This window comes from Rufibacter immobilis (genome assembly GCF_003721565.1).
GTDB classification, from domain to species: domain Bacteria; phylum Bacteroidota; class Bacteroidia; order Cytophagales; family Hymenobacteraceae; genus Nibribacter; species Nibribacter immobilis.
Map to the genome: position 1 here is coordinate 193076 of NZ_RJJE01000003.1, position 12516 is coordinate 205591.

Annotated in this window: 7 protein-coding genes; 4 read left to right on the forward strand and 3 right to left on the reverse strand. The window is 51.6% G+C overall.

What is annotated here, in order from left to right; all coding sequences use genetic code 11:
* Window positions 1-79 precede the first annotated feature (79 nt).
* The 3 genes from EFA69_RS05780 (at window position 80) to EFA69_RS05790 (ending at window position 3449) form a co-directional block, all read left to right on the forward strand.
* Entirely contained in the window at window positions 80-2167 is a 2088-nt protein-coding gene (locus tag EFA69_RS05780; protein WP_148041273.1) for a VWA domain-containing protein, read from the forward strand.
* Between the two features lie 85 nt (window positions 2168-2252).
* Window positions 2253-2705, forward strand: coding sequence for a putative signal transducing protein (locus tag EFA69_RS05785; protein WP_123132146.1), 453 nt, complete (start codon window positions 2253-2255; stop codon window positions 2703-2705).
* Between the two features lie 138 nt (window positions 2706-2843).
* Window positions 2844-3449, forward strand: coding sequence for a pseudouridine synthase (locus tag EFA69_RS05790; protein WP_123132147.1), 606 nt, complete (start codon window positions 2844-2846; stop codon window positions 3447-3449).
* 410 nt (window positions 3450-3859) lie between these two features.
* Here EFA69_RS05790 and EFA69_RS05795 read toward each other — a convergent pair whose 3' ends face one another.
* The 3 genes from EFA69_RS05795 to EFA69_RS05805 form a co-directional block, all read right to left on the reverse strand.
* Entirely contained in the window at window positions 3860-4567 is a 708-nt protein-coding gene (locus EFA69_RS05795; RefSeq protein ID WP_221175680.1) for an endonuclease/exonuclease/phosphatase family protein, read from the reverse strand.
* Window positions 4568-4708: 141 nt separating this feature from the next.
* Window positions 4709-6424 carry a RagB/SusD family nutrient uptake outer membrane protein gene (locus EFA69_RS05800; protein ID WP_123132149.1) on the reverse strand — a complete coding sequence of 572 codons (1716 nt, stop codon included), beginning with the start codon at window positions 6422-6424 and terminating at the stop codon, window positions 4709-4711.
* Between the two features lie 131 nt (window positions 6425-6555).
* A complete protein-coding gene (locus EFA69_RS05805; protein WP_123132150.1) occupies window positions 6556-9759 on the reverse strand; it encodes a SusC/RagA family TonB-linked outer membrane protein in 3204 nt (1067 codons plus the stop codon).
* A 751-nt stretch (window positions 9760-10510) separates the two neighbouring features.
* On the opposite strand from EFA69_RS05805, the gene dnaK reads away from it, so the two are divergent.
* Window positions 10511-12442 carry a molecular chaperone DnaK gene (gene dnaK, locus EFA69_RS05810; RefSeq protein WP_123132151.1) on the forward strand — a complete coding sequence of 644 codons (1932 nt, stop codon included), beginning with the start codon at window positions 10511-10513 and terminating at the stop codon, window positions 12440-12442.
* Window positions 12443-12516 lie beyond the last annotated feature (74 nt).

The window sequence follows — 12516 nt, forward strand, 5'->3', positions numbered from 1 at the left end:
TGATGCAGGTGAAGTTCCGCTTGAATATGCCGTACTTCTTTTATCTTGCTACCTGATCTTGTGACCTAATCTCCCGTTTGTGCCCTTTTTCCAAATTCACACTGTCTATTCCCCGTGGTATGCGCTGCTGTGCCTGGCTACCGGAATAGGTGTTTCCTGGGTCATGTACCGCCGCAAAGGCCCCTGGTCTACCGGCCTGCGCGTGCTGCTGGCCACATTGCGGGCCTTGCTGGTGGCGTTGGTTTGTTTCCTGCTGCTGGAGCCCTACACCCGCCGCATTACGCAGGAGGAAATCAAACCCCGGGTAGTGCTGGCGCTGGACAATTCCCAGTCGGTGGGGTTGTTTACGCCCAAAGAAAGCCTCAACGGCACCCTCCAGGGCCTGGACGCGCTGGCCGAACGCCTGCAAGACAAAGGCTACGAGGTGGTGCGCGAAACTTTTCAGGAAGGCGATACGGCGGTGAATCTCCTGGCTACAGTTCCGTTCCAAGCTCCAATTACCAATTTACACGCCCTGGTAAGCAAAGGTGAAAGCGCTTATCGTAACCAGAATTTGGCGGCCACCGTGCTCGTCTCAGACGGTATCCACAACCAGGGCCCTACCCCTACTTTCCAGCTGTACAGAGCCCCTATCTATCCCCTCGCCCTCGGCGATACCGTGGCCAAGCGCGATGTGGTGCTGGAAGAAGTACAGTACAACAAAATCAACTACACCGGCACCTCGTTTCCGGTAGTGGCCCGCATCGGGCATTCGGGTTACGGAGGTGCCAGCGTTACCGTGTTGTTGCAGGAGGGCGGCAAAACCGTGCAGCGTAAAACCGTTTCCCTCCCCCGCGCCGGTACTTTGGAGACTACGTTTCAGGTCAGCGCCGCCCAACCGGGCAAGAAATACTACGAGGTGCGGGTACAACCGCTGTCCGGCGAGTTCACAGACCTGAACAACCGCCGCCACGCGTATCTGGAAGTAGTGAAAGGCAAGTTGAAAATACTCCTGGCCGCCGCCGCCCCCCACCCCGACATCAAAGCCCTGCGCAGCGCCCTGCTCACCAATCCGTTGCTGGACGTGGAAGTAGTGCTGGGGCCATTCCAGAATCCTACCTTTAAAACACCCTATGACGCGGCCGTTCTGCACCAGATTCCTAACCTAAGTAACGTGGGTACTCCCTGGCTCCGCCGATTACAGACCGCCAAAGTACCTACCTTTTACCTGCTGGGCGCCCAAACCGATTACAACGCTTTCAATGCCTTGCAGGCGGGCGTTCGGCTCAACCGGCCTTCGGGGCAGTATGACCAGGTGCAGCCGGTTCTGAACAACGGGTTCCGCCGTTTTTCCACCGAGCCCATCGCCCAGGACAGAATCAAAGCCTGGCCACCCACCGCCGTCACCTTTGGGGAATGGAATGTACAGGCGGGCACTGAGGTACTGCTTTACCAACAGATAGGCAGCGTGCGCTCCACCAAACCACTGCTCGTCTACAAGCCTGGCCCTGTGGTCCCCGCTGCCGTGCTCCTCACCGATGGCAGTTGGCAATGGCGCCTCAATGAGGCCACCGAACATGGTTCTTCCCAAATCTATGATGAGCTCATGACCCATCTGGTGCAATTGCTGGCCAACCGCCGCAACCAGAAGCGCCTGCACGTGTACCCAGTAAAAGATGAGTTTGATGTCACAGAAGAAGTAAGCCTGCAGACCGATGTCTTCAATACCGTTCAAGAAGAGATTTTCGGCCAGAACATCTCCCTCACGCTCACCCACCCAGACGGCAAGCAGACCCAGCACCGTTTCCGGCACGAGCAGGGCGGCGAAGGCCTCAAGCTGGGAAATTTAGCCCCCGGTGTCTACCGCTACGCCGCCTCCGCGCGGCTCGACAACCAGAACCAATCCGACACCGGCGAGCTGGTGGTGCAGGAACAGAACCTGGAGTCCCTCCTGGCCGTGGCCGACCATGAGCTGCTGCGCCAGGTAGCCCAACGCTCTGAGACCCGTCTGTACTACCCCGCTCAGCTGGCCCAACTGGAACAAGACCTGCTCAAAGCCGATTTTAAAACGGTGCTGCGCAGCCACCAGGAAGAAAAAGACCTGCTGGAACAGTCCTGGTATTACTTCCTGCTGCTGGGCCTGGCCTGCGCCGAATGGGCCTTGCGGCGCTTCTATGGCAGTTTATAAGGCTCGCGTTTAGGGGCTCTTTTTGGAAAAACGGCCCCTAAACAGAAAAGTAAAATCATTCCCGCGCTTCAGACGTTGTACATGCATGAGCCCAAAATTCACCACAGAAACTTCCAACGGGAAAGATACCTTGGTCCTTCTCAGCACCTATTCCAGCCCCATTGACGCCCACCTGGCCAAGAACAAGCTGGAGAGCGAGGGCATTCTGTCTTTTCTGTTTGACGAGAACCTGGTGTCCATTAATCCTTTGTTCAACATTACGGTGGGTGGCATCAAGCTCAAGGTGCTGGAAAGCGATGCCCCTAAGGCCTGGGAGGTGCTCCAGCGCATGCAGGCGCAACCTTACACCAATGAAGAAAACCAGCCGGTGCATTGCCCCCGCTGCGGCGCTACGGCTGTCACGTATTCGCATGATTCAGACAAAAAAGTAAAATCTTTCCTGGGATTTGTGTTGGCGTTTCTCACGTTTAGCCTGCCCTTGCTCTCCAAAGACAAATACAAGTGTGAACGCTGCGGGAAGGAGTTCCGGAGAGAATAGCAGAAGTAGGTGCTCATTCAGGCCAGCTTCGCGTCTGCTTCCGTTTTCCTTCAAGGCTTTCGCACGCTCCAACAGTTAAAGTCAGCTGTTTTGCTCTAGTTAAGACGTACCTTTGCCTTTCACCTATCCGCATTCGCCTTGCAGTACCTTCTCCTCAACAAGCCCTATGAAGTTCTCACGCAGTTCACCGATGAGAACGGCCGCCGCACGTTAAAAGACTTCGTGCCAGTTCCTAATGTCTACCCGGTAGGCCGCTTGGATTATGACAGCGAAGGTTTGGTCCTGCTCACCAATGATAAGCAGTTGCAGCACCGCCTCTCAGACCCCAAGTTCAAAGTGGAGAAAACGTATTGGGTGCAGGTAGAAGGCATTCCCACCCCAGAGGCCTTAGACCAACTGGAAAGTGGTGTGCTGATTCAGGGAAAGAAAACCACTCCCGCTAAAGCAAAACTGCTGGAAGGTGTCATGTTTTGGGAACGTTCTAAACCTATCCGCTTCAGGGCAAACATTCCCACCACTTGGCTGGAAATCAAAATAAGCCAGGGCATGAACCGGCAGGTACGCAAAATGACGGCGGCGGTAGGTTACCCTACGCTCCGGCTGGTGCGGGTAGCCATTGGCCCGCTCACTTTGGGAGAGTTGCAACCCGGCGAATACCGGGACTTGAGCATGGAGGAAGTGAAGCAACTGAAAGACTTGGCTAGACCTAAAGCTCCCTACCAACCCCACTTCCGCCGCCGGTAAACCCTAGAAGCCATTTTCTAGCTGGCTCCTTTTCGTCTCCGCGAAGGGAATGGAAGCATCTCCTTGATCTACATGTTACAAATTTACAAAAGCACAAGCCTCCATTTCACACCACAGGGTTCAGGGCTGCCAGAAAACCATCTGCGCCCTGAACCCTGTTGCTGTGAAAATTGCCAATTTATTGAACCGTTTTAGGTTCTTCCATGCAGTAGCGGCTTCTTGCCATGGGCGTCTTCATCAACATGGCCCTCTACTGTTGGTTGGGCCTGTACTGCCCACGCCATAAGCAGGCTAGCTAATACTGCTTTCCAAGCTGTTCCTCTGGTTGAATAAGAGTAGAGGATGTATGATTTCAAGAGAGCGGAAGCAGCAGGAAAATCCCCACGTTCTAAGGAAACTGTTCATCTCCTTTATTTTTGAACCCGGATGATGGCCGTTACTGGCAGGTGATCTGAGGCGTATGTTTCTGGAATAACTTTATGGCTGCTCACCGAGAACTTGCCTCCTGGGTGCCTATACGCAATAAAATCTATGGCTTTGGTTGGTTTCAGGACTGGAATGGTGGGCGCGCATTCCTGACAGGTTCGGGTAAAGGCCTGGTCCAGCAGGTTGATGGTGCCAGTTCCCGGAGTGGCGTTGAAGTCGCCGGCCAACAGAAACGGGAGCGGTTCTGCGGAGGCAACTTTCACAATCTCCCTTATCTGGAGCTCCCTATTGACTGAATCTCGCTGGGCATCCAGATGGGTACTGCCAAACCGAAGCGTGGTTCCGTCTGGCAGCGTCACCTTGGCTGTGGCTAATATCCTTGGTTCTCCTTTGGTCTCAGCTTTGGTTGGCAGCCGGTGAACAATTGCCTCTGACAAGGGGTACCTGGAAAGTAGGGCCACTCCGTATTCGCCGCCCTGGAAATCTATCGCTTTCCCAAAGAAGAAATGCATATTCAGTCTCTTGGCAATTTCTTCTGCCTGGTGCACTCCCCCAGAACGCTCTGTCCGCACATCTACCTCCTGCAACGCCACCAAATCTGGAGCTTGCTTCCGGATTGTGCTTACAATTGCCTCCAAATCTATCAGTCCTGGTTTGGAAGGAGGGTTACAGTGGTGGATGTTGTACGCCATGACGGTTAGTGACGAAAACTTTTTCGCCTCATGGGCACCCCCTGGACCAGGCCCCAAAGACTGGTGGGAGGTGTTAGCACAGGAAGCCACCCAAAGAGTGGCTCCTGTGAGCAAAAAAATAAGGAATGATCTCATAAATAATTACCAGCCAGGGTTCTGCCCCAGGTTAGGGTTCTGCTGTAGTTGGGTGAAAGGAACTGGCCACAGGTAGTTCTTAGCTGGATCAAACCTTCTACCGTTATTAATGATCAGGTATCCGTTTTCATCTGTGGGGTAACTGGCCACATAGGTTTGAGCCCAGCTTGGGATCAGACTCTTTTTGATTCCCTTTACATCCTGGGCCAAAAGGTCTCCCTGCTTCCAGCGTAAAATATCAAAATACCGCTGTCCTTCCCGGGCCAGCTCTACCCTCCGTTCTCTCCTTATCTCTTCCCGCAGGTTTAATCCATTGGCCGCCAATTCCTCTATGTTCATGTGCACCATGCCCACACGGTCTCTCAGCTTATTGATGGTGATATCCAGGTCCTGCTGGGTTAATTTGCCTTGCTCTAAACGGGCTTCGGCATATGTCAGTAACACTTCGGCATAGCGGAGCAGGTGAATATCATTGTCATCTTTGTTATAGGTGGCCACGGCCCCCGGATCTACATACTTAATAAAGTAATAGCCGGTGCCCGTCACACTGCCTTTCTTATCTGCGTTGAACTTGGGAAGGTTGAAAATGGCATTAGGCTTATCGTCCTGGTCACCATCGTCATTCCCGCCCCAGGCAGTCCCTGGAGTGAGAATGGTCTGCGTCATACGAGGATCCCGGTTCTTGAAGATGTCGCCATAGGTAGCTTCGCTGTAAAGGGGTGACTTCTGGATGGGCAAACCGTCACTGGCCAGATAAGCATCTACCAGCGATTTGGTGGGGCTGAAGCGGGAGGTCTGGTCTGGTACAAGTGTCTCCCGGCTCATGTTGTGCATGGAAACGTTCTCCAGGTAGAGCCTTGCCAGAATTGTCTCTTTGTTCTTCCCAGCGGCCAGTTTACCCGCATCTGTAAATAATTGCATGTAACTGGTGGCAGGATCTCCGTTGGAGTACAGTTGGTAAACACCTAGGTCCATAACAGCTTTTGCGGCGGCTTCCGCTACATCATAGCGGCCGTAGAACAAAGCCACTCTCGCCTTCCAGCCCAGTGCCGCCCCTTTGGTAATTCTACCAAGGTTGGCTGTGTTATAGGTTACCGGTAAACCTTGGGCGGCTTTGTCTAGCTCCTCTAAAACGAAATCAACTACCTGCGCCCGCGGTGCTCTTGGGCCATAAATCTCAGGGTCACCTATATCCAGGGTCTTGGTTATCAGAGGCACATCTCCGAAGAAAAACGACAGGTAGCTATAGAGGAAAGCCCGCATGAAGCGTACCTCACCCACAAACTGGTTCAGAACTTCCGGACTGACTGTTCCTTCGGCCTTTGTGTAATTCTCCAAGAAATGGTTGCAACGCCGGATGCCGTCATACTGCGCTGTCCATTCACTGTTGAGAGTGCCCACGGTAAAATCAAAGTTACCGCTGGAGATGGATTGATAATCTGAACGGGGCGGATAAATGGTATTGTCCGCCAGGTTCTCCATATCTGCGAAGTTCTTGCCTTTCAGGGACGCGTATACCCCATTCACAGCCTGTTTCAGCTGCTCCTCGGTTTCCCAGAAAGTAACATCTGTAATGGCATCAATGGGCTGCCGCTCCAGGAAATCATCGTTACAACTGCTGATGGAAACGCCAAAGGCAATGGGTATTATGAAGGAGGCACATCTAAGAGAAAACTGCCGCAAAGTTGATTTACGCAGGTTGAAAAGATTTATTTGTTTCATGATGGCTAATACTAATCAGGTCTTTTAATGAAGATGCCAAGCATCTAAGGACACTCTGTTAAACTTGGTTATTGCTTCGTTACGCTTTAGGACGATAACCTTATCAAGCATAGATACTTAAACCTGCTCTATTACTTGAACCTCAGGTTAAGGCCCACAATGAAGGTTTTCACCTGCGGGTACATACCGCCGTTCGTAGCAGCGCCCCCTACACCTGCCGTCTCAGGATCATAGGCGTAGAAATAGTCTGTTTTAGTGAAAAGGTTCTCAGCAGACATGTAAATTCTGAGGTGGTCAATGCGGAATTTGCTGATCAAGGAGTTTGGCAGCGTATAGCCTACCTGCACATTTTTCACGCGGAGGTACGCGGCATCCTGAAGCCAATAGTCAGACATGCGCATGGTAGAGTTGCGGGTATCAGAGTAGGTGAAGCGCGGGTACCAGGCATCTGTGTTTTCAGGAGTCCAGCGGTCGCGGTGCACCTCCTGCGGGAATGCGCCGTTCACATGGAAGGTATGGATACCCGAACCCGTTAAGTAGCCGTTTGCTTTGCCCACCCCTTGTAGAAAGAAAGAGAAATCAAATGCTTTGTAGGCAAAGTCTCCCCTCAGGGAGAAGGTATAGCGGGGGAAAGCATCGCCTATCACGGTGCGGTCTTTATCTGCCGTGATCTTGCCATCACCGTCCAAATCCACAAACTTGATGTCGCCGGGCCCCACCTTGTTCTTATCAGCGTCAAAAATGGGGAATAGAGGAATCAACGCTCCTTTCTCATCTACTTTGAAATCCTCTATCTGGGCTAAACCATTGGTTCTGTAACCATAGTACGCATCAATGGGGTACCCCACCTGCCGGATCACGTTTCCTATGGTAGGAGGCGCTCCTCCCAGGTTCACTACTTTGTTCTTCACATCAGAAAGTTGGGCAGTAAACCCATACCGGAAATTTTTTCTTGACTCGCGCCACCCAAGGCTCACCTCCCAACCTTTGTTGGACACCTCCCCGGCATTCTGGTCCGGCACTTCTAAACCCAAGATATCAGGCTGCGGCACCTGTAGTTGAATGTCCTTGGTTCTGCGGTCAAACAGATCCCCGGTGAAGGTTAACCGGTTGTTCAGAAAGCTCAGATCAATCCCCAGGTTGGCCATACTGGCTGTTTCCCACTCCAAGTAAGGGTTTGCTAAGATCTGTTGCGCCAAGCTGGTGGTGAGCACATTCCCAATGGGCATGGTAGTCAAGGCGGTGAGCACCCTGATGTAAGGGTACCACTCTGAATAGGCTGGCCCATTGGCTCCATATTGCCCTCCAAGGTCACCGTAAGAAGCCCGTATCTTACCTTCGCTCAGCCAGGAAAGTGCACTACTGTTCTGGATAAAGTTTTCTTGAGTGAATCTCCAACCCACCGAGGCGGAAGGGAAAAACCCATAGCGTCTGGAGGGAAGATACCTCGAAGAGCCGTCATACCTGGCGTTCGCTTCTAGCAGGTACCTGTCTTTGTAGCTGTAGTTGATTCTCCCGAAGTAAGATCTAAGTGCCCATTGGTACGCATCACCGGAGGCCCTTGGATCATTGCTACCCAAATTGAGTACCGGCACATCATCACTCACAAATCCCATTTTGGAAGCAGCCCAACTGTCATACCTGAATACCTCCTGCTGATACCCCAGCAACAGCTTTAGATTATGGTCGCTTATGTTGGTGTCATAGTTCAGCACACCAGACAACAACTCTTTGCGTTGTTTGTAGTCGCGGTTTTCCAACTGGTTGGTGAGCATGTTGCTGTACCAGAACTTCCCTGTCTCTGGATAGAAGTAATCAATCTTGCGTGAGAATGTAGACCTGAATTGGTTGATAGCATTAAGGCCATACTGCCCCCGCAGGCTCAGGTTTTTCAAGATATGCACGGTACCGGCCAGGTTGCCGTAAAACTCCTGGGAGGTAAAGTTATTGAAGCCTCCGTCTGTGGCGATGGCCACTGGGTTGCTGGATCCTCCCCCATACCCCCACTTTCCGTTGCTAAACCTAACCGGATCTAGAGGAGACATGGTAAAGGTGGTATAGATAGGCCCTGTATCGTGATCAGTACCGCCAGCTGGTTGATTTTGCTCCCGGTCTATGTAGTTCAGATTCAGATCCAGGTCCAGGAAATCTAACAGCTTCTGCGAGTTTAAGCGTAACCGGACGTTGTTGCGTTTGGCCCAGTATTGGTTTCCAACCACCAGCCCTTCCTGATCTAACCGACCGTAAGAAGCGTAATAATTAAGATCTGAAGTCCCACCGTTCAAGCTTACATTGTGGTTCTGCTGAGGGGCATACTCTTTGAAGAGTTCCTCTGACCAATTGGTGTTGGCAAAGTAGTTAGGGTCTGTTCCTTCCCGGGCAACCCTGATCTGATCCTCTGTATAAGTGGTAGGAAGGTTCACGTTGCGTTGAGACTCATTGAGCATCTCCATATACTCCGCAGAACCTACCATTTTGGGCAACGCCGTGGGCTTTTGTATACCATAATACCCATTGTAACTAAGTATGGGCTTTTGGTTGGCCTTCCCGCTTTTGGTGGTGATCAGGATAACCCCGTTGGCCGCTCGGGAACCATAAATAGAGGCAGAGGCGGCGTCTTTCAGTACAGATACACTCTCAATGTCATCTGGGTTGAGGGAGTTGATGTCTACATCTGGAATACCATCTACAACTATGAAAGGATTGGCGTTATTAAGGGTACCAATCCCCCGGATGCGCAGGCTGGCACCAGAGGCACCAGGAAAACCAGAGGAACTTACCGCCGTCAAGCCTGGAGCCAAGCCCTGCAATGCTGAAGCGGCATTGGTGAGAGGTCTGTTTTCCAGAGCTTCGGCATCAATCACCTCCACGGCTCCTGTTACGTTTACTTTTTCCTGCACGCCGTACCCAACTACTACCACCTCATCAAGCGCCTGAGTGTCTTCAGCGAGGGAAACTGACACAAAACTCCGGCTGCCTACAGCCACTTCCTGTTTGAGATACCCAATGTAGGTAATGACCAATACCGGTTCCCCGGCCCCGGTCATATTGAGTGAGAATTTACCGTCAACATCAGTTAGGGTTCCGGTAGTAGTACCTTTCAGAGATACAGAAACCCCGGGGAGTGGCTCCCCAGCTGAGTTCTTCACCTGCCCGGAGACGGCTCTGCTCTGTCTGACTCGCTGTACGGCATCAGAAAAAGCAGCTTTAGAGTCTGTGTGCTCAGAGCCTTTCGCAACACCATGGAAGGGGGCTAAGCCAAGCATGGCCAGAAACAGGAGGGAGTACCCTGCCTTGGTGCCATCTTTGCTTTTAACTGGTAATTTTGATTTCATTGCTAAGCTATGGTAAAGGGTTAATTATATTCATATTCGGTTTTTACACTGGAAGAATCAGACCACCACTACCACCCTGCAGTGCCTAAACTAGATATTATTGTTGAATTTGCTATTGAATTTTTCCAAGTTATTTGAGACAATGGCTCAAACGCAGCAGAAATGGGGAAATTGAGCTGCAGGAGCGAGGGACTGCCCTCCTAACAGGGCAATTACAGCTCTTCATGCACTCCATCCTCCTTTGCTTCAGTGTGTGATAAGATTCTGGAGCAAAGCTAGGGCATCGGTTTTACCTTAATGTTTAACCAAGCTTAAGAGAACATTAGGAAACAGAAAGCCAGCAAGACAAAATTTAACAAAAGCATAAACTTTACAATTAGCATGCTTCGCCAAGTAAATATATCATTATACCCCGCTCATATGCACCAATGGAACATGATGATACTTTTGCAGTAAGCTCAATGGGGAAATTAAATTAGCGGCTGCGGGCACCGGTGGCGGCGGAAGAGTACCCATTAGTCAATACTGTGGGAGAAATACATCTAATGTCTCCCCCCGCTCCTCCAGAAAACAAGTCAAAACCGCAGTCCTGCCTGTCACCTTCTGCCGAAACTTCGTATAGAGAAACTTCCAGCTTTTGGCAAAAATGACATTGTGTCACAAATGGCATAGAAAAAGGCCTTGGCACATGTCTTGTTAATAAGACAGCAATTAAGTTTGAATCTGGAACTACTAAATATAACTATAGACAATGGGAAAAATCATAGGCATTGACTTAGGAACTACCAATTCTTGCGTTGCCGTAATGGAAGGGAACGAACCAGTGGTGATTCCGAACAGCGAAGGCCGTCGGACTACGCCGTCCATCGTGGCTTTCCTGGACAACGGGAACGGTGAGCGTAAAGTAGGAGATCCTGCCAAGCGTCAGGCTATCACCAACCCACAAAATACCATCGCGTCCATCAAGCGTTTCATGGGCCGCGGTTATTCAGAAGTAAAAGACGAAACCAGCCACGTGTCTTATAACGTGCAGTCTGGCAGCAACAACACCGTACGCGTGAAAATCGGCGACCGCGAGTACACGCCGCAGGAGCTTTCAGCCATGGTGTTGCAGAAAATGAAGCAGACCGCTGAGGACTACTTAGGCACTACCGTGACCGAGGCGGTGATCACCGTTCCTGCGTACTTCAACGATGCCCAGCGTCAGGCCACCAAAGAGGCCGGACAGATTGCCGGTCTGGATGTGAAACGCATCATCAACGAGCCTACCGCCGCCGCCTTGGCGTATGGTTTAGATAAAAAACACGCCGACCAGAAAATTGCCGTGTACGACTTAGGGGGGGGTACCTTTGATATCTCCGTGCTGGAATTAGGTGACGGTGTATTTGAAGTATTGTCTACCAACGGTGACACGCACTTAGGTGGTGATGACTTTGACCAAGTAATCATCAACTGGCTGGCAGACGAGTTCAAAGCAGAGGAGAACATGGACCTGCGCCAAGACCCAATGGCCCTGCAGCGTTTGAAAGAAGCCGCTGAGAAAGCTAAAATCGAGCTTTCCTCTTCTTCTGAAACTGAGATCAACCTGCCGTACATCACCGCTACGCAGACTGGTCCTAAGCACTTGGTGCGCCGTCTGTCTAGAGCCAAGTTTGAGCAATTGGCAGATTCATTGGTTCGCAGATCTATGGAGCCGGTAAGAAAGGCGTTGCAAGACGCTGGCCTGCAGCCAAGTGACATTGATGAAGTAATCTTGGTGGGTGGTTCTACCCGTATCCCAAGAATACAGGAGGAAGTAGAGAAATTCTTCGGCAAGAAACCATCTAAAGGTGTGAACCCAGATGAGGTAGTAGCCATTGGTGCTGCAATCCAGGGTGGTGTATTGACCGGCGAAGTGAAAGACGTTCTTCTTTTGGATGTTACTCCGCTTTCCTTGGGTATTGAGACCATGGGCGGTGTGATGACCAAATTGATTGAGTCTAACACCACTATCCCAACCAAGAAATCTGAGACGTTCTCTACCGCTTCTGACAACCAGCCAAGCGTGGAGATTCACGTACTGCAAGGTGAGCGCCCTATGGCCCGCGACAACCGCACCATCGGAAGGTTCCACTTGTCAGATATTCCACCGGCTCCACGCGGCGTTCCGCAGATTGAAGTGACCTTTGATATTGATGCCAACGGTATCCTGCACGTGTCTGCCAAAGACAAAGGCACCGGTAAAGAGCAGAAAATCAGAATTGAGGCTTCTTCCGGTCTGTCTGAGCAGGAAATTGAGCGCATGCGCAAAGAAGCGGAGGCCAACGCCGAAGCTGACCGTGTAGCCAAGGAGCAGGTAGAGAAAGTGAACCAGGCTGACTCTATGATCTTCCAGACTGAGAAACAGCTGAGCGAGTACGGAGACAAACTATCTGCCGGAAACAAATCTGCCATTGAAGGTGCCCTGGCCGACCTGAAGAAAGCGCATGAGTCTAAAGACTTAGCCGCTATTGACAGCGCCATGACCAACATCAACAACGCTTGGCAGGCTGCCTCTCAGGAGATGTACAACGCCACCCAAGGCGCTGGCCAGCCAGGCGCAGACGCCGGTTTCGGGGGCGGACAGCCTGGCGGCAACGGTCAGGGAGCCAGCCAACCGGCCGGTGACAACGTGACCGACGTTGACTACGAAGAAGTGAAGTAATACTAAAATAGGTTTAGTTGAGGAAAGCCTCGCCGCCCTGCGGTGAGGCTTTTTTTGTTTGCCCAGGTTCCATT

Excerpts from the sequence above, each read along its gene's own strand:
- EFA69_RS05800 (WP_123132149.1), bottom strand. The coding sequence starts at position 6,424 with ATGAAACAAATAAATCTTTTCAACCTGCGTAAATCAACTTTGCGGCAG.
- dnaK (WP_123132151.1), top strand. The coding sequence starts at position 10,511 with ATGGGAAAAATCATAGGCATTGACTTAGGAACTACCAATTCTTGCGTT.
- EFA69_RS05805 (WP_123132150.1), bottom strand. The coding sequence starts at position 9,759 with ATGAAATCAAAATTACCAGTTAAAAGCAAAGATGGCACCAAGGCAGGG.
- EFA69_RS05785 (WP_123132146.1), top strand. The coding sequence starts at position 2,253 with ATGAGCCCAAAATTCACCACAGAAACTTCCAACGGGAAAGATACCTTG.
- EFA69_RS05795 (WP_221175680.1), bottom strand. The coding sequence starts at position 4,567 with ATGGCGTACAACATCCACCACTGTAACCCTCCTTCCAAACCAGGACTG.